The following is a 20282-nucleotide window of genomic DNA, read 5'->3' on the forward strand; positions in this document are numbered from 1 at the left end:
CAATCGGCGACGGTTCATGATCGACTAGGCGTCACTTCCACCACTCTTCCGCACAGGAGACACTCCCTTGTCCGTCCAGCCCCCGACGATGGCCGGTCACCCGCTGCTTGGTTCCCTGCTCGACCTCCAGAGCGACACCCTGGGCACCTACCTGCGGGCGCGTCGTGAGCACGGCGACGTGGTGCGCTTCTCGGTCGGCCCGCCCGGCCTGCGCGCCTCCTATGTCGCCGTGCTCTCCGCGGCCGGCGCCCAGCAGGTGCTGGCGACCTCCTCCGACACCTTCAGCAAGGACAGCCGCTTCCTCGGTGAGATGCGCCAGTCCTTCGGCAACGGTCTGCTCACCAGCCTGGGCGACGAGTACTTGCGCCAGCGCAGGATGCTGCAGTCGCTCTTCACTCCCAAGCAGGTGGACAAGTACGGGAGCGACATCGTCGCGGAGTCCCTGCGGCTCGCCGACCGCTGGGCGGCGGTGCCGGACGCCACCGTCGAGGCCGCGGAGGAGATGACCGAGCACACGCTGCGCACCATCTGCCGCATCCTCTTCGGCGCCTACGAGGACATGGACGTGATGATCCGCTCGGTGCAGCGGAACTTCCCGCTGATCAACGACTACGCGGTGAAGCGGGCGTTCTCCCCCATCCGTATGTCCCGGACGTTCCCCAGTCCGTCCAACCTCAAGGCCGCCAAGGCCCACCGTGAGCTGTACGCGATCTGTGACGAGATCATCGCTCGGCGCCGGGCGGCCGAGACCTCGGCCCCGTCGGACCGGCAGGACATGCTCAGCCTGCTGGCCAAGGCGGTCTCGGACGACGGCGAGCCGATCACCCCGGAGGAGACCCGCGCCCAGGTCCTGACCTTCCTGGTCACCGGCCACGAGTCCACCGCCACCACGCTGGCCTTCGCCATGCACCTGCTGGCCTGCAACCCGCAGGCGCAGGCGCGGGCCCACGCCGAGGTGGACGGGCTGCTCGGCGGCCGGGAGCCCGCCTCGGCGGACGTGGACGCGCTGCCCTACCTGTCCGCGGTGATCAAGGAGACGCTGCGGCTGTACCCGGCCGCTCCCGCGCTCGGCCGGGTCCCCACCTCGAACGTGCGGGTCGGGGACTTCGAGATCCCGGCCGGCACCGATGTGGTGGTGAGCGCGGGCGTGGTCCAGCGCGACCCCGAGATATGGCCGGAGCCGGACCGGTTCGACCCCGAGCGCTTCCTGGGGGAGGCGCAGAACCAGCGGCCCCGGTACGCCTGGTTCCCGTTCGGCGGCGGGCCCAGGGCCTGCATCGGCCAGCACCTGGCGACGCTGGAGTCCATCCTGACGCTCACCGTGCTCCTGCAGCGCTTCAGCTTCACCGCGGTCGACACGGACGTTCCCTTCAGCTCGGCCATCACGCTCCGCGCGGAGGGCCCGGTCCGCTGCAAGATCGCCGCGCGCTGACCGCTCGGGGCGACGCGGAGCCGGCGCAGGCCGCGGAGCGCGAGTTCGGCGGCGCCTTCGCGGCCGGCCGGGACTTCTCCCCCCCTGTTCGGAACGCGATTTTGATCATTGCTCAGATGAATTCATTGCGCCCCGTGGGTGCGGCGGACTAGGCTCCCGAAGGGCAGCCGACCAGGGGGATTCATTAATGATCCGCCCATGTCAAACTGCCAGCGCAGAAGGCGCACTTCGGATCGCCCCGGGGGAAAGGGTGGCTTGATTCCACCGGAATCCGATGTCGTGCAGAAATCACCGACATTCATTGATCCGGTGGAATTCAGGTATGCCCGCGCGAGGGTGGATCCAGTCCATCCGCATGCGATCAAACTGTTGGAAGGCCGGTTCTCCGGACCTGCCCCGGCAAACCGCCCGCCCGACAACGGAGCCGGCCCCGGGGCGGCGGGTTCCCGGTGTGCACTGATCCAGCCCGGCCCTCCGGCCGGGCGCACGTGAGAGGGAGGGTCGGGCCGGTGACTACCCCCGAGGGGCCGATGGCGGCCGAGACGGATGTCGCGATCGTCGGTATGGCGGGGCGCTTCCCTGGCGCCGACGACGTGGAGTCCTTCTGGCGCCTGCTCAGCGAAGGCCGGGAGGGCATCACCAGGTTCACCCGCGAGGAACTGGACCGGGCCGGAGTGCCCGCCGCCCTGTCGGACGACCCCGACTACGTCCCCGCGCACGGAGTGATCCCCGACGTCGACCTCTTCGACACCGGGTACTTCGAACTGACGCCTTCCGAGGCCGAGTTCATCGACCCTCAGCACCGCATCCTGCTGACAGCCGGTCATGCCGCCCTGGAGGACGCCGGGTACGACCCGCGCCGCTACGACGGCCTGATCAGCGTGTACGCCGGCGCTGCCATCAACACCTACCTCCAGCAGCAGGTGCTGCCCAACGTCGACCAGACCACCACGTCCCGGCACTTCTCGGTGATGGTCGGCAACGACAAGGACTTCCTGGCGACCCGGCTGTCCTACAAGCTCGACCTCAGGGGCCCCAGCTACAGCGTCCAGACCGCCTGCTCCACCTCGCTGGTGGCCATCCACCTGGCCTGCCAGGGCCTCATCAACGGCGAGTGCGACCTCGCCCTGGCCGGCGGCGTGACCGTCAAGCTGCCGCAGGAGAAGGGCTACCTCTACGAGGAGGGCGCGATCCTGTCCAAGGACGGGCACGTTCGCACCTTCGACGCCGAGGCCAGCGGCACCGTGCTCGGCAACGGCGTCGGCGTGGTCGTCCTCAAGCTGCTGCGCGACGCCATCGCCGACCGCGACACCATCCACGCGGTCATCAAGGGCACGGCGACCAACAACGACGGCTCGGGCAAGGTCAGTTTCGCCGCGCCCAGCGCGGCCGGGCAGACCGCGGTGGTCCTGGAGGCGCACGCCGTCTCCGGCGTCGACCCGCGCACGATCGGCTACGTCGAGGCCCACGGCACCGCCACCCGGCTCGGCGACCCGGTCGAGGTCTCCGCCCTCACCAAGGCCTTCCGGGCGGGGACCCGGGACACCGGCTTCTGCGCGATCGGCTCGGTGAAGTCCAACATCGGCCACCTCGACGCCGCCGCCGGCGTGGCCGGGGTGATCAAGACCGCGCTGATGATGAAGCACCGCACCCTGGTGCCCACCCTCAACCACCGCACCGACAACCCCGCCATCGACTTCGCCGCCGGGCCGTTCCGGGTCAGCGCCGCCACCGCGCCCTGGACTGCCGAGGGGCCGCTGCGCGCCGGGGTCAGCTCCTTCGGCATCGGTGGCACCAACGCCCACGCCGTGCTGGAGGAGGCCCCGCCCGCCCCGGTCACCGGGCCGTCCCGCCCGGAACAGGTGCTGGTGGTCTCCGCGCGCACCGCGACCGCGCTGCGCGCCGCCGCGGACCGGCTCGCCGACCACCTCGACGGGGACGACCCCGCCCCGCTCGCCGACATCGCCTACACCCTGGCCGTCGGCCGGCGCGCCCACGAGTACCGGCTGGCCGTCACCGGCGGCGAGCGCGGCGAACTCGCCGCCGCCCTGCGCGCCGCCGACATCCCCGCGCAGTCCGGGCCCGTCGAGCTGTCCTTCGCCTTCGCCGAGGGGATCGCCGACGCCGGCGCGCTGGCCGAGCGGTGGTCCGCCGCCGAGCCCGCCTTCGCCGAGCGCCACCAGGAGGCCCTGGCGGCCGGCGCCGCCGAGCACGGCGAGCGCGGCAAGACCTTCGCCCTGCAGTACGCGCTGGGCCGGCTCTGGCTCGACTGGGGCCTGCGCCCGGTCGCCATCCACGGGGACGGCGTCGCCGCCCTGGCCGCCGCCTGCGTCACCGGGGCGCTCGCCCTGGCCGACGGTGCCGCCGCACTCGCCGAGGAGGCACCGGAGCCGCCCCTGGTCAAGGCCCGTGGTCCCCGGATCGCCCTGCGCACCGCCCAGGAGGAGGCCCGCGGCCTGGTGCTGGGCGCCGCCGACGGGCCGTGGCAGGGCGTCGCCCGGGTCTGGCAGGCCGGGGCCGAGGTCGACTGGGAGGCCTGGTTCGCCGCCGAGGAGCGCGGCCGGGTGCCGCTGCCGACCTACCCCTTCGAGGGCCGCCGGATCTGGATGACCGGGCCCGGCACCCCCTCCCGGCCCGCCGTCGCCGGGCCCGGCCCGCACCCGATGCTGGACGAGAACGTCTCCACCCTCGACACCCTCGCCTACCGCGGCAGCCGCACCGGCGAGGAGTTCTACCTCGCCGACCACCGGGTCGGCGGCGAGCCGGTGATGCCCGCCGTCGGCTACCTGGAGCTGGCCCGCGCCGCCGGCGAACTGTCCACCGGCCACCCGGTGCGGCTGCGCGGCGTCGCCTTCGAGCAACTGCTCTCCTACGCCGACGGGCCGCGCACCACCACCGTCCACCTCTGGCGCGAGGAGGACGCCGTCGGCTTCGAGGTCACCGCCGACGACACCGACGGCACGGTGCACGCACTCGGCGAACTGCACTCCGGGCCCACCGAGCCCGCCGCCCCGGTCGACCTGGCCGCGATCACCGATCGCTGCGCCGACGCCCTCGCCCACCAGGACTGCTACACCGAGCTGCGCTCGCGCCGCCTCGACTACGGCCCCCGGATGCGCGCCCTGGCCGAGGTGGCGCTCGGCGACGGCGAGGCCCTGGGCATGCTCGAACTCCCCGAGGGCGCCGCCCTGGACGGAGCGCTGCTCAACCCCGCCCTGCTGGACGGCGCACTGCACGCCCTGGTGGTGCTGCTCGCCCGCCGCTACGGGCCGGCCGCCACCGGCTTCCTGCCGCTGGCCCTCGGCGAACTGACCGTTCACGCCCCGGTCACCGGGCCCTGCTGGGTGCACGTCGTCCTCGACCGCACCACCGAGCGTTCGGCGACGGCCGGGCTGAGCCTGCTGGACTCCGACGGGCAGGTCCTGGCCCGGCTGGACGAGCTCGCCGTCCGGATCCTGACCGGCTCCACCGAGGGCGCCGCCCTGCTGACCCGCCGTTGGGTGGACTCCGCCGTCGAGCGGGAAGGCGCGGCGGCGCTCGGCGCCGTCACCGTCCTCGCCGCCGAGGAGGCCCGCCGCACCGAACTGGCCGCCCTCCTCGGCGCCCACGGCGCCGCGGAGGTCACCGCCTCGGCCCTCGACCCGGACGCCGTGGACGCCACCACCGCCCTGGTCGTGGACGAGCCCGAGGCCGAGCAGGCCCTGCGTCTGGTCCAGCGGCTGCTGCGGGCCCGGCCGACCGCGCCGGTGCGGGTGCTGATGCTCCACCGTCACGAGGCGGAGGGCGCCCGTCCCGAGCGCGCCGCGCTGGCGGCCTTCGCCCGTACTCTCCGGGCGGAGAACCCGCTGCTCGCCGTCCAGGTGGTGGGCCTCGCCGAGGGCGTGGACGAGTCCGTGGCGCTCGCCGAGGAACTGGCCGGGGACGGCCGGGACACCGAGGTCCGGTACACCACCGCCGGCCGTCAGGTGCCCGTGGCCGTACCCGCCGAGGCCGCCGAGCCGGTGGCCGTCCGGGACGGCGGGGTCTACGTGGTCACCGGTGGCGCGGGCGGTCTCGGCCGGGCCGTCGCGGGCCGGCTGCTGGAGCGGGCCGACGCCCGGGTGGTGGTGCTGGGCCGGAGCGGGCGACCCGCCGCCGAACTCGACGAGCGGGTTGTCTACCGGGTGGCCGACGTCACCGACGCCGAGCAGCTGAACACCCGACTCGCCTCCGTGCGCGAGGAGTTCGGGCCGATCAACGGTGTCGTGCACGCGGCCGGGGTGCTGCGCGACGGCTTCGCCCTCGGCAAGAAGGAAGAGGACTTCGCCGCCGTCCTGGCACCGAAGATCGACGGACTGCGCGCCCTGGAGGCCGCCACCGCCGAGGACGGGCTGGACTTCCTCGTCGCCTTCTCCTCCGTCGCCGCGCACTTCGGCAGCGCCGGGCAGTGCGACTACGCCTACGCCAACGCCTACCTGGAGGCGGCCGCCGAGCGCCGCCCCGGCCTGACCGCGATCGCCTGGCCGATGTGGGCCGAGGGCGGGATGAGCCAGAGCGCCGAGGCCGCCGCCGAGGTCGCCGACCGTACCGGCTTCGGCGTCATGCCCACCGCGGTCGGTCTCGACCTCCTCGACCGGGCGCTCGGCCGGCCCGGCCCACTGGTGGCCGGCTACGGCGACCTCGCCCGGATCACCACCGCGCTCTACGCTCCCGCCCCGGCCGCCGGGAGCACGGGCTCCGGCGGCACCGGCCCTGACGGCACCGGCCCTGAGGACACCGGCTCCGACGGCACCGGCCCGCGCGCCGCGGCCGTGGCGCTGCTGCGCGGGCTGATCGCCGAGCAGACCGGCCTCGCCTCGGAGGAACTCGCCGAGGAGGTGCCGTTCGACCGCTACGGCATCGACTCGCTGATGATCACCCGGCTCAACCGGGAGCTGGAACGCCGCTTCGACGGCCTGTCCAAGACCCTCTTCTTCGAGTACGCCAACCTCGGCGAACTGGCCGAGTACTTCGCCGGGCACCACGCGGCCGAACTGCGCGGCGCCGAGCCCGGACCCGCCGCCCCGCAGCCGCGGCAGGCCGGCGCCGGCCGCACCCGGCCCGCCGCCGAGCGCGCCGTCCGCACCCTCCGGCGGCCCACCCGCACCGAGGACGTCCCGGCGGAGGAACGGGACGAGGCGGTGGCGATCATCGGCCTGGCCGGCCGGTACCCGATGGCCGACGACGTCGAGGAGTTCTGGACCAACCTGGTCGAGGGGCGCGACTGCGTCACCGAGATCCCCGAGGACCGCTGGGACCGCGACCGCTGGTACGACCCGGACCCGGCCGCGCCCGGCCGCGCCCACACCCGCTGGGGCGGCTTCCTGCGCGACGTCGACCGCTTCGACCCGCTGTTCTTCGGCATCTCCCCGCGTCAGGCCGAACTGATGGACCCGCAGGAGCGGCTCTTCCTGCAGAACGCCTGGCACGTCCTGGAGGACGCCGGCTACCGGCGCGCCGACCTGGCCGGCCGCCCGGTCGGCGTCTACGTCGGCGTGATGTACGGCGAGTACCAGTTCCACGGCGCCCTGGACGCCCTGCGCGGCGGCCGCCCGCTCACCGGCTCCTCCTTCGCCACCATCGCCAACCGGGTCTCCTACGCGCTCAACCTCTCCGGGCCGAGCCTGGCGCTGGACACCATGTGCTCCTCCTCGCTCACCGCCATCCACCTGGCCTGCGAGTCGCTCCGCCGGGGCGAGAGCGAACTGGCCCTCGCCGGCGGCGTCAACGTCTCCGTCCACCCGTACAAGTACGCCTTCCTCAGCCAGGGCCGCTTCCTCTCCTCCGACGGCCGCTGCCGCGCCTTCGGGGCCGGCGGCGACGGCTACGTGCCCGGTGAGGGCGTCGGCGCCGTCCTCCTGAAGCCCTACCGGCGGGCGCTGGCCGACGGCGACCGCATCCACGGCGTGATCCTCGGCAGCGCGGTCAACCACGGCGCCCGGACCAACGGCTACACCGTGCCCAGCCCGCACGCCCAGCAGCGGGCGATCACCGACGCGATGACGCGGGCCGGCGTCCGGCCGCAGGACATCGGCTACATCGAGGCGCACGGCACCGGCACCTCGCTGGGCGACCCGATCGAACTGACCGGCCTCACCAACGCCTACCGCCCGGCCGTCGCCCAGCCGGGCCACTGGCCGATCGGCTCGGTCAAGTCCAACGTCGGCCACCTGGAGTCGGCCGCCGGCATGGCCGGACTGACCAAGGTGCTGCTCCAGTTCGCCCACCGCACGCTGGTGCCCTCGCTGCACTCCGCCGAGCTCAACCCCAACATCGACTTCGACCGCTCGCCGTTCCGGGTGCAGCGCGAACTCGCCCCCTGGCCCGGAGACGACCGGCCGCGCCGGGCCGGGCTCAGCTCCTTCGGCGCCGGCGGCGCCAACGCCCACCTGGTGCTGGAGGAGTCCCCGAACCCCGACCCGACCGACCCCGTCCCGGCAGGTGAGCAGCGCACCGTGGAACCCGTCCTGTTCCTGCTCTCCGCCCGCGACGACGAGCGGCTGCGCGCCTACGCCGACCGCGCCGCGCGGTTCGTGGCGACCGAGCACGTCCCGCTCGCCGACCTCTGCCACACCAGCCAGGTCGGCCGCGAGGCGCTGAACGCCCGGTTCGCCGTGCTGGTCACCGAGGGGGCCCAACTCCTCGCCGAGCTACGGGCGTTCGCCGACGGCGGGGCGCGGCCCGAGATCGCCGACGGCGGTCCGCTGGGTGAGCACGCCCGCCGCTGGCTGGCCGGCGCCGAGGTGGACTGGGCCGCCTGGCACGCCTCCCGCCCCGGCCCGGTGCCGCGCCGGGTCCGCGCCCCGCGCTACCCCTTCGCCGAGGAGCGCTACTGGATCCCGCTCGACCCGGACCTCGGCACCGCCGCCCCGCACCCGCTGGTGGACGCCAACGAGTCCACCGTCCGCGAGTCCCGCTTCCGCAAGACCCTGCGGGCTGGTGACCCGCTGCTGCGCGACCACGTCATCGAGGGCCGCCCGCTGCTGGCCGGTGCCGCCACCCTGGCCTTCGTCCGGGCCGCTGCCGGCCTGGCCGAACCGGGCGTGCGGCACACCCTGCGCGAGGTGGTCTGGGGCCGGGCGATCGAGCTGCCGCAGGGCGAACTCGCCCTCTACACGGCCTTGCGCCCGCAGGGCGCCGCGCTCGCCTTCGAGGTGTACAGCGAGGGACCGGACGGCCGCGCCACCCACGCCCGGGGCCTTGCCGTACCCGCGGTCGAGGGCGGGCAGCCCCCGACCGCCGACCTCGCCGCGCTGCGCGCCGCCCTGCCGGTGGTGCGGGAGCGGGCCGGCGTCTACGCCGACTACCGGGCGGCCGGCTTCGGCTACGGGCCGTCCTTCCAGGTCGTCGAGGAAGTGCGCAGCGGGGCCGGGCAGGCACTGGTGAAGCTGGTCGGCGAGGCCGGGGCGGAGCTGCCCCCGGCGCTGCTCGACGGCGCCCTGCGAGCCTGCCACTGGGCCGACCGCGGCACCGCGCCGACGCCCGGGGAGCTGGCCGTGCCGTTCAGCCTCGGCGCGCTGGAGGTGTACGGGCCGCTGACCGGCGTCTGCTGGGCGCACGCCCGGCTGGTGGGCGAGGCCGGCGGGGTGCGCCGCTTCGACCTCACCGTCCACGACGAGCAGGGGCGGGTGTTGGCGGTGCTGACGGACTTCGCCGGCCGGCTGCCGAGCGCCCCGCCCGCCGCGATCTCCGCCGCCGCCGCCACCGCTCCCGCGGTCCCGGCCCGGTTCGACGGCCCGTCACCGGCCGGGTTCGACGGCCCGTCACCGACCGCGGGCGAGGTCCGCCTCTACGAGCCCGCCTGGCGCGCCGCCGCCGAGCCTGAGCCCGGCACCGCCGCCGGGACGCTCGCCCTGCTGGGCGGCACGCCGGAGCTGGCCGCCGCGCTGACCGCTACCGGCACCTGGCGACGGGTGGTGACCCTCCCCGAGGACGCCGAGGGCCTGGCCGCGCACGCCGACCCGGCCGGCCTCGATGTGCTGCTGGCCCCCGGCCTCGGCGCGCCCGCCGCCGAGCCCGACCCCGGGACGCTGGAGCGGCTCGGCTTCACCCTGCTCGACCTGGTTCGGGCGGTGGCCGCCGAGGAACTCCCCGGTCGAATCCGCGGCCTGCTGCTCCACCCGCAGGACGACGGCGCCGACCGCCCCGAACTCGCCGCCCCGGCCGCCTTCGGGCGCTCCACCGTCGCCGTCGCCCCGCGCCTGGAACTGCTCACCCTGGGCCTGCCGGCCGGAACCCCGGCCGCCGCCCTGGCCGCCGCCGCGGCCGCGGAGCTGGTCGCCGCGCCGCGCGCCGCCGGACTGGAGGTGCGCCGCACCGCCGACGGCCGTCGCGAGGTGCGGGTGCTGCGCCCGGCCGGGGGCACCGCGCAGGCGGGCGCCGCGACCCTGCGTGAGGGCGGGGTCTACCTGCTCACCGGCGGCAGCGGCGCCATCGGGCGAGTGCTCGCCGAGTATCTGGCCCGGACTCACCGGGCCCGCCTGGTGCTGGTCGGCCGCTCCGAGCCGGACGCCGGGCAGCGGGCCTGGCACGAGCGGCTCACCGCCCTCGGGGCGCAGGTGCTCGCCGTACGGGCCGACGTGGCCGACGCGGGGCAGTCGGAGGCCGCGCTCGGCACGGCTCGGGAGCACTTCGGCGCGCTGCACGGGGTGTTCCACCTGGCCGGGGTCGTCGAGGAGGGCCACGCCACCGACGGCGACCGCGACCGCTTCGCCCGGGTGCTGTCCGCCAAGACCCGGGGGCTGGCGCACCTGGACCGGCTGACCCGTGACGACGACCTCGACCTGTTCGTGGTCTTCTCCTCGGTCTCCTCGCTGGTCGGCGACTTCGGTGCGGCCGCCTATGCGACGGCGAACCGCTTCGCCGACCTGTTCACCCTGTGGCGCGAGGCCCAGGTGCGCCGGGGTTCCCGCCGGGGCCGCAGCCTCTCGCTGGGCTGGCCGCTCTGGGCGGTCGGCGGAGTGGACGGCCTGGTCAGCGAGCAGGAGCTGGCCGCCTACGTCCGCCGCACCGGGATGCGCCCCCTCACGGCCGAGCAGGGCATGGCCGCCTTCGAGCGCGCGCTGGCCCTCGGTGCGCCCTGGCTGCTCCCGGCCTACGGCGAGCCGGCCGTCCTCGACGCGGCCCTGCTGGAGGCCGAGCCCACTGGGACCGAGCCCGCTGGTACCGGGCCCACTGGTACCGGGCCCGCCCCGGCGGCCGGGCAGCCGGCCGATCCGTCGGGCCGGGCGGTGGACACCCGGCGCGTCCGGCTGGTCGAGCACCTGAGCGGCGTGCTGTCCGGGGTGCTCAAGCTGCCCGCGGGACGGCTGGACAGCCGGGTCGCGTTGGACGACTACGGGCTGGACTCGGTGCTGGTGATGGAGTCCAACGGGCTGCTGGGCAAGGACTTCCCGGGGCTGCGCGGCACGGTGTTCTTCGAGTGCCGCACGGTGGACGAGCTGGCCGCCCACATCCTCGCCGAGCACCCGGACGCGGTCGCGCGGCTCTTCCCCGAGGCGGCACCGGCCGCCCCCGCGCAGCCCGTACCGGCACCGGCCGCCCCCGCGCGGCCCGTCGCGCCGCAGGCCCGGCCCGTCGCCGTCCGGGCGCCGGTCCGCCGGGAGCCGGCCGAGGACGAGCCGATCGCCGTCATCGGCATCAGCGGCCGCTACCCGCAGGCCCGGAACCTGGAGGAGTTCTGGCGCAACCTGGCCGAGGGCCGGGACTGCGTGACCGAGGTGCCCGCCGACCGCTGGGACGCCGAGGCGCTGTTCGACGCCGACCCGAGCGCGCCCGGCCGCAGCTACAGCCGCTGGGGCGGCTTCCTGTCCGACGTGGACTCCTTCGACTCGCTGTTCTTCCAGATCTCGCCGATGCAGGCCCGCACCATGGACCCGCAGGAGCGGCTGTTCCTGGAGACGGCCTGGTCGGCGCTGGAGAACGCCGGCTACCCGCCCTCGCGCATCCCCGCGCCGCGCTTCGGCGGTCAGGGCCACGACGTGGGCGTGTTCGTCGGTGTCATGTGGGACGACTACGCCGTCCTGGCGGCCACCGAGTCCGCGCGCGGCAACCACCAGGTGGTGCTCGCCAACCGTTCCTCGATCGCCAACCAGGTCTCCTACTTCGGGGACTTCCGCGGCCCCAGCGTGGTGGTGGACACCGCCTGTTCGGCGTCCCTGGTGGCGCTGCACCAGGCCTGTGAGAGCATCCGCCGGGGCGAGTGCTCCTACGCGGTCGCGGGTGGCGTCAACGTCGCCGCGCACCCGGACAAGTACGTCCACCTCAGCCGCAAGACCATGCTCTCCGCCGACGGCCGCTGCCGGGCCTTCGGGGCGGGCGGCAGCGGCTACGTGCCCGGCGAGGGAGTCGGCGCGGTGCTGCTCAAGCGGCTCTCCGAGGCCGTCCGGGACGGCGACACCGTGCACGCGGTGATCCGCGCGACCGCCGTCAACCACGGCGGCCGGACCAGCGGCTACACCGTGCCCAACCCACACGCCCAGCAGGCCCTGGTGGAGCAGGCGCTGGCCGCCGCCGGGGTGGACGCCCGCACGATCGGCTGCGTCGAGGCGCACGGCACCGGCACGTCGCTGGGCGACCCGATCGAGCACACCGCGCTTGCCCAGGCCTTCGCCAAGCACACGGCGGACACCGGCTTCTGCGCGCTGGGCTCGGTCAAGTCGGCCATCGGCCACCTGGAGGGCGCGGCCGGGATCGCCGGCCTCACCAAGGCGGTGCTCCAGCTGCGGCACGGCACCCTGCTGCCCACCCTGCACGCCGAGGAGCCCAACCCGAACATCGACTTCACCGGCTCGCCGTTCACCGTCCAGCGCGAGACCGCGCCCTGGCCGCAGCCGTACGACGCCGACGGCCGCCCGCTGCCGCGCCGGGCCGCCGTCAGCTCCTTCGGCGCCGGCGGGACCAACGCGCACGTGATCGTGGAGGAGTACGTCGCGCCGGAGCCGGCGCCGCACTCCGGGCCGGAACTGATCCTGCTCTCCGCCCGCGACGAGGACCGGCTGCGCGCCTACGCGGCCGAGCTGGGCGCGGCGCTGGCCGCCCCCGGGGCTCCCGGGCTCGCCGACGTCGCCTACACCCTGCGGGTCGGCCGGGAGCCGATGGCCGAGCGGCTGGCCTTCGTCGCCGCCGACCTCGCCGAGGCGGCCGCGCGGCTCACCGCCGTCGGCCGGGGCGAGCCGGGGCAGTGGCTGCACCGCGGCAACGTCCGTCAGCACCCGCCGCTGGCCGACCTGTTCACCGCGGGCGTGGGCGGCCGGGACTTCCTGACCGCCCAGGTGCTGGCCGGGGACGACGATCTGCTGGCCCGGCTCTGGGTCTCCGGCATCACCCTGGATTGGGACGTGGTGCACGGCGTCCGGGCCGCGGAGCGTCGGCGGGTGCCGCTGCCGACCTACCCGTTCCAGCGGGTCCGCCACTGGCTGGACCTCACCGCCCCCGCCGGCGTGCCCGCCGTCGCCGCGAGCGTCGCGCCGGCTGCCGACCAGGGCGCCGTGCCGGCTGGGCCCTGGCACCGCACGCTGGCGGCCGAGGCCCCGGTCCTGCGCGACCATGTGGTCGCCGGCCGCCCGATCCTGCCGGGTGTCGGGCACCTGGACCTGGTCGCCGAGGCCCTCGGCGGGCTGACCGGCCGGGCGCTCACCGAGGTGCGCTGGATCGCGCCGCTGGCCGTCGAGGGCGCCGAGGCGACCGTCGCGGTCCGCTTCGACGCGGACCGCTACGAGGTGCTCGGCGAGGACGGCGCGCCGCGTTCCTGCGGCCGCCTGGACACCGCCCCGGCCGCGCCGCCCGCGGTGGACCTCGCCGCGCTGCGCCCGACCCTGGAGGCCGGGCCCGACCGGGCCGCCTTCTACCGGCTGCTGGAGGGCCAGGGCCTGCCGTACGGGCCGTTCTTCCGCCGGGTGGAGCAGGTGTGGACGGGCGCCGACCAGGTGCTCGGCCGGATCGGCGCGGCCACCGAGGAAGCCGCCCACCCGCTGCACCCGGGCGTGCTGGACGCCGCCCTGCACACCGTCGCCGCGCTGCTGGTGCGCCGCCGGGGGCCGTTGGCCCGGCCGATGCTGCCGTTCGCGGCGGACCGGGTGGAGGTCTTCGGCCCGGTGCCCGCCACCGGCTGGTCGCACGTCCGGGAGACCGGCGCCGACCGCTGCGACGTCCTGCTGCTCGACGAGGACGGCGCGGTGCGGGTGCGCTTCACCGGCCTGACGTACCGCGAGGCGAAGCCCGCCACCGTGACCGGCTACCGCCCGGTCTGGACGGCCCGCCCCGCCGAGGGCACCGCCGGCCCGGCCCGGAAGGTCCTGCTGGTCGGCGAGCGGCTGGCCGCCGAGCCGGCCGCCGGCCTCGCGCTGGCCCACCGGGACGCCCAGCTCCGGCGGCTGCCGATCGGCCCGGGTGGGCTGACCGACGCCGAACTGGACCGCGCCCTCACCGAGGACGGCGGACCGGACCTGGTCTACTTCGTCGGCACCGGGCCCGAGCGGCAGCCCGCCGACCGCGCCGCCGTGCGGGCTCTGATGGACCGCGGGGTGGTCTCGCTCTACCGCCTGGTGCGCGCCCTGGACCGGCACGGTCTGCTGGAGCGCGAGCTGCGACTGAAGGTGGTCACCACCGACGTCCACCCGCTGGAGGCCGGGGACGACTCGGGCCCCTGGCCGGCCGCGCTGGCCGGGTTGGCGACCGTGGTCGGCAAGGAGTACCCGACGCTGCGGGTCTCGCTGGTCGACGTGCGTTCCGCCGAGGCCGCCGAGGCGGTCGCCGCGGTGGCGGCGGAGCCCTTCCCGGCCCGCCCGGTGCCGGTCTCGCTGCGCGCCGGGGTCCGCCGGGAGCGGAACCTGGAGCAGGTCGAACTGCCGCTCGCCGACACCCGGTTCCGCCGGGGCGGGGTGTACCTGGTGATCGGCGGCCTGGGTGCCGTCGGCCGCGACACCTGCCGCCACCTGGCCGAGCGCCACGGCGCCAAGCTGGTGGTGGTCGGCCGTTCCCCGCTGGACGAGCCGCGCCGCGCCACCCTGGCCGAGCTGACCGCGCTCGGCGCCGAGGTCCGCTACCTCGCGCTGGACGCCACCGACCCGGCTGCCCTCGGCGACGCGATCGCCCTTGCCAAGCGGGAGTTCGGCGCCCTGCACGGCGTGGTCAACGCCGCGATGGTGCTGGTCAACCAGGTCGTCCGGGAGCTGCCGGAGGAGCGGCTGCGCGCCGCGCTGGAGTCCAAGACCGATGCCACCTGGAGCCTGCTGGAGGCGGTGCGCCGGGAGCCGCTGGACTTCGTGCTCTTCTACTCCTCCGGGGTCGCCTTCGAGGGCAACCACGGCCAGGCCGGCTACGCGGCCGGCTGCACCTTCGCCGACGCCTACGCCCTGCACGCCGCGCGCACCCTGCCCTTCCCGGTCCGGGTGCTCAACCTGGGCTACTGGCACGCGGGCGGCGACGCCGAGCGCGAGCGGGTGCTGCGCCGCTTCGAGGCGGCCGGCATCCGGCCGATGTCCGCCGAGCAGGGCATGGCCGTGGTCGAACGGATGCTCGCCGGGGGCCTGCCGCAGCTGCTGGCCCTGGACGCCGATCAGCGCATCCTGGCCAACCTGGGCGTCGTCGCGGACCGCACCCTGGCGGTGCTGCCCGGCGCCGACCCGACCGCGCTGCCGGTGGTCCGTGCCCGGCAGGAGGGCGGCGACGACAGCGACCTGGCCGCGCACCAGCTCGCGGTGGCCGAGGTCGAGGAGCTCGCGGTGCGGCTGCTGGCGGCGGCCCTGCACCGGCTCGGGGTGTTCGAGCAGCCGGAGCGCCGCCACGGCCGCGCCGACCTGGCCGCCCGCCTGGGCGTGGTGGCCGAGCACTCCGCGCTGTTCCAGGTGCAACTGGACGTCCTGGCCGCCGCCGGCCTGCTCAAGGCCGAGGGCGACTGGGTGCGGTCGGCCGGCGCGACGATCGCGACGCAGGACCGACTCGACCGTGACGTAGCCGAACTGACGCGGCGTCAGCCCAGGGTGGAGCCGGTGGCCACACTGCTGCGGGACTGCCTGGCGGCGCTGCCCGAGGTGCTCACCGGCCGGCGCGGCGCGATGGAGGTGCTGTTCCCGGACGGCTCCTCCGAACGGGTGGCCTCCGTCTACCGGGGCGATCCGGTCACCGACCGCTGCAACGCCGAGGTGGCCCGCCTGGTGGTCGAGCAGGTCGAGGCCCGGCTGGCCGCCGAGCCCGGTGGCCGGGTGCGGATCCTGGAGGTCGGCTCCGGCACGGGCGGCACCAGTGCGACGGTGCTCGCGGCGCTGGCGCCGTACGCGGACTCGGTGGAGTACGTGTTCACCGACCTCTCTCCGGCCTTCGTCCGCAAGGGGCGCACCCGGTTCGGCGCTGACCACCCCTTCGTCCGCTTCGAGGTCCTGGACATCGAGGCCGACCTGGCCGGCCAGGGCGCGGCACTCGGCGGGTACGACGTCGTCCTCGGCACCAACGTCCTGCACGCCACCCGGTCGCTGGCCGCCACCCTGGGGCAGGCCAAGCTGCTGCTGCGCCGCGGCGGAGTGCTGCTGGCCGTCGAGGGCACCCGGCCCCGGCACCAGCTGGCGCTGATCTTCGGCCTGACCGCCGGCTGGTGGCTGTTCGAGGACGCCGAGCAGCGGATGCCCGGCTCGCCGCTGGCGAGCGAGCGGCAGTGGCGCGACGTGCTGGCGGCCTGCGGCTTCGGCGGCATCAGCGTGGGCTCGCCCACCACGGAGGCCGGACCGGCGCACCAGAGCGTGATCGCGGCGGTCAGCGACGGCCTGCTGCCGGCGCCGCGCCCGCACGCCCCGGCCCGGCCGGCCGCCCCCGCGGCGCCGGTCGACGCCCGCGCCGCGACCCCGGCGAGCGCCCCGGCCCCGGTGGTGGAGGCCCCGGCGCCGGCGGCGGAGGACGACGCCCTGGAGCAGGTGACCGCCGTCTTCGCCCGGGTGCTGGAGATGGCCCCCGAGCAGCTGGACCCCGACCTCACCTTCGAGAACTACGGCGTGGACTCGCTGGTGGTGCTGGAACTGACCCGGGGCCTGGAGGCCGTGTACGGACCGCAGCCCGCGACCCTGCTGTTCGAGCGGATCACCATGCGCCGGCTGGCCCAGCACTTCCGCGCCACCCGGCCCGGAGCACCCGCCCCGGCCACCCCGGCGCCGCCGCGGGCCGTCGCGGCGCGGACGGTCGAGCCGGCGCCGGCCGCTCCGCCCGCCCCGGCGGCCGAACCCGGCGCCGCAGCTGCCCCGCTCGGCGAGACCGAGCGCCTGGTCGCCGGACTGTCCGACGCCGCCGTCGAGGAACTGCTGGCCGAACTGCTCTCCCAGCGCGGAGAGTCCGAAGGAGGCACACGATGACCGCCGAGCCGTTCAGCTGCGTGGTGGTGGGCGAGGAGGCTCTGCTGGTGGAGTGCACCCGCGTGCTGCTGGCGCGCGGGCACACGGTGGCCGCCGTGGTGTCCCCCTCCGCCGAGCTGACCGCCTGGGCGCGGGGCGAGGGGCTGAACGCCGTCCCGTTCGGCCCCGACCTCGCCGAGCGGCTGGCCCCGCTGCGCTTCGACTACCTGTTCAGCATCGCCAACCTGCGGATGCTGCCCGACAGCGTGCTCGCCCTGCCCGCCCGGCTGCCGGTCAACTTCCACGACGGGCCGCTGCCCCGGCACGCCGGCCTGTTCGCCACCAGCTGGGCGATCCTGGACGGCGACAAGCAGCACGGCGTCACCTGGCACGTGATGACCAGCGAGGCCGACACCGGTGACGTGCTCAAGCAGCGCGAGGTGCCGGTCGACCAGGCGGCCACCGTGCACGACCTGGACGTGGCCTGCTTCGACGCCGGCATCGAGTCCTTCGCCGAACTGGTCGACGAACTGGCCCTCGGCACCGCCGTGCGCACCCCGCAGGACCTCTCGCTGCGCAGCTACCACGGCCGCTTCGACGGCCCGCCGCGCGGCGGCGTGTTCGACCTGCGCCGCCCGGCCGCCGAACTCGACGCGCTGGTGCGGGCCACCGCCTTCGGCCGGCGGCGCAACGACTTCGGCCTCCCGCTGCTGCCGCTCGGCGGGCGCCTGCTGGCCGTCCAGGGCGTGGAGCCGACCGACCGGCTCTCCACCGCCGAGCCCGGCACGGTGATCGACGCCACCCCGGAGGCGCTCACCGTCGCCACCGCCGACCGCGACCTGCGGCTGACCCGGCTGGCCGACCCGGCGGGGGAGCGGGTCGACCTGCCCGCCCTCGCCGACGCCCTGGCCCGCGCCCACGACGGGCGCTTCCCCGCGCCCACCGAGGACCAGGTCGCCGAACTCGTCGCCGCCGGCCGGGCCGCCCACCGGCAGGAGGGGCGCTGGCTGCGCGCCCTGGAGGCGCTGGAGCCCGTCCTGCCGCCACGCTTCGGGCGCCTGGCCGAACCGACCCGTCCGGCCGGCCCGGTGCCGCTGCCCGCCGCGCTGGCCGGTGGCGGCCGCGCGCCGGAGTACGCCGCCCTGGCCGCCGTGCTGGCCTTCCTGGCCCGCCTCACCCGGGACGGCGAGCGGGACGTCGCGCTGCTCGCCGCCCGCTCGCCGGTGCCCGGACTGCTGGCCTCCGAGGTGCCGCTGCGCGCCCCGGCGGACCTGCTGGAGCACACCCTGACCGGCCTGGCCGAGCTGCTCGGCAGCGAGCTGGAGACCCTGCGCGCCCGCTCGCCGTACCGGCGCGACCTGCCGCTGCGCCACCCCGCGCTGCCGGCCGTCGCCCGCGCCGCCCTGCCGGTGGCCGTCCGGCTGCCCGGCGCCGCGCCCGAGGAACGGACCGGCCGGCCGCTGACCGTCGGCATCGACGAGCGGGGCGCCGTCACCTTCCAGGGATTGACGGACCGTCAGTGCGCCTGGCTGGCAGAGCACTTCGCGCTGCTGCTCGACGGTGCGGCGGCCGACCCCGCACAACGGCTCGCCGCCCTGCCGCTGCTCGCCGCCGGGGAGCGGGAGCTGCTGGACGGCCGCTGGAACGACACCGCCGAGGAGTACCCGCGCGATCGCACGGTCAGCCGGCTGTTCGCCGACCTCGCCTGCGCCGCCCCCGACAACCCCGCGGTCCGGCACCTGGACCGCGAGCTGAGCTACGCCGAACTCGACCAGGCCGCAGACCGGTTGGCCCACCGGATGATCGAGCTGGGGGCCGGCCCCGGTACCCTGGTGGGCGTCTACCTGGAGCGGTCCGTCGAACTGGTGACCGCCCTGCTGGCCGTCATGAAGAGCGGCGCCGCCTACGTCCCGATCGACCCGATCTACCCGCCCAACCGGATCGGCCACATGCTGGCCGACTCGGGTGCCCGCCTGGTGCTCACCGACGAGAGCCTGCGCGCCACCCTCGCGGAGTTCCCGGTCACCGCCGTCCCGGTCGTCCCGGCCGAGCCCGGGGCGCCCGCCGCCGCACCGGTCGACCGCTCGGCGCCGGACGCGCCCGCCTACGTCATCTACACCTCCGGCTCCACCGGTGTCCCCAAGGGCGTCCAGGTCGGCCACCGTGCGCTGGTCAACTTCCTGTGGACGATGGCCCGCCGACCCGGCTTCGACTCCCGGGACTCGCTGCTCGCCCTCACCACCGTCTGCTTCGACATCGCCGGGCTGGAGCTCTACCTCCCGCTGGTGCGCGGCGGCACCGCGGAGGTGCTGCCCGCGGCGGTGGCCGCCGACGGCTTCGCCCTGCGCGAGCGGGTCGAGCAGGCCGCGCCGACCGTGCTGCAGGCCACGCCCACCACCTGGCAGATGCTGATCGCCGCCGGCTGGCCGGGCGACCCGGCGCTGCGCGCACTGTGCGGCGGCGAGCCGCTGCCCGCCGGGCTGGCCGGGCAACTCGCGGGCCGGGTCGGCGCGTTGTACAACATGTACGGCCCGACCGAGACCACCATCTGGTCCACCGTGGACCGGATCCGCCCCGGCGATCCGGTCACCATCGGCCGCCCGATCGGCAACACCGGCTGCCACGTCCTCGACGAGCGCGGCGAGCCCGTCCCCCCTGGCATCCCCGGTGAGCTGTACCTGTCCGGTGACGGTGTCGCCGACGGCTACCTCGGCCGCCCCGAGCTGACCGCCGAGCGCTTCGTCACCGCCCCCGCCGGGCACGGCCGCGCGTACCGCACCGGCGACCTGGTGCGCCACCTGCCGGACGGGCGCCTGGAGTACCTGGAGCGGATCGACGGTCAGATCAAGCTCAACGGCTACCGGATCGAGCTGGGAGAGGTCGAGTCGGCGCTGCGCCGGCTGCCCGGGGTGAACGCCGCGGTGGCGCTGGTGCGCGAGGACCGGCCCGGCGAGCGCCGGATGGTCGCCTACGTGACCGGCACCCCGGAGCCGGCCGGCCCGGCCGAGCTGCGCGCCGCGCTGCACGAGGGCCTGCCCGGGTACATGGTCCCCTCGGCCGTGGTGGTGCTGCCCGCGCTGCCGCTCACCCCGAACGGCAAGATCGACCGCAAGGCGCTGCCGAAGCCGGGGACGGACCGGATCGCCGGCGGCGCGGCCGCCGTCCGCACCGATCTGGAGCGCCGGATCGCCGAGGTCTGGTGCGCCGCGCTCGGCCTGGAGCAGGTGGGCGCCGAGGACAACTTCTTCGACCTGGGCGGCGACTCGCTGCGGCTCACCTCGGTGGCCGCCGCGCTGCGCGAGCGGCTCGGCCGCCCGGTCACCCGCCTGGACATGTTCGGCCACCCGACCGTCCGGGCCATGGCGGCGCACCTCACCGAGGACGCCGGGCCCGCCACCGCCCCACCCGCCGCACCGCGGCGCGGCCGGGACGTCGCCGCCCTGGCGCAACGGCGCGGCCGCAGGGGGCGCGGATGAGCGCCACCGCCGCCCACACCGGAAATCGATCCCAGACGG

3 protein-coding genes are annotated in these 20282 nt (G+C 75.9%); all 3 read left to right on the forward strand.

From position 1 onward, the window contains the following. The first annotated feature begins 67 nt into the window (after positions 1-67). Complete coding sequence (locus tag QWJ13_RS13320) at positions 68-1432, forward strand: cytochrome P450 (protein WP_316524141.1); 1365 nt, start codon at positions 68-70, stop codon at positions 1430-1432. Positions 1433-1941: 509 nt separating this feature from the next. Further along, positions 1942-16788: an SDR family NAD(P)-dependent oxidoreductase gene (locus tag QWJ13_RS13325; protein ID WP_316524142.1), complete on the forward strand. Its 14847-nt coding sequence runs from the start codon at positions 1942-1944 to the stop codon at positions 16786-16788. Next, positions 16785-20243 carry an amino acid adenylation domain-containing protein gene (locus QWJ13_RS13330; RefSeq protein ID WP_316524143.1) on the forward strand — a complete coding sequence of 1153 codons (3459 nt, stop codon included), beginning with the start codon at positions 16785-16787 and terminating at the stop codon, positions 20241-20243. The genes QWJ13_RS13325 and QWJ13_RS13330 overlap by 4 nt, the downstream gene beginning before the upstream one ends. Positions 20244-20282 lie beyond the last annotated feature (39 nt).

It is taken from the genome of Kitasatospora brasiliensis (assembly GCF_032654805.1).
In the GTDB taxonomy this organism is placed as follows: domain Bacteria; phylum Actinomycetota; class Actinomycetes; order Streptomycetales; family Streptomycetaceae; genus Kitasatospora; species Kitasatospora brasiliensis.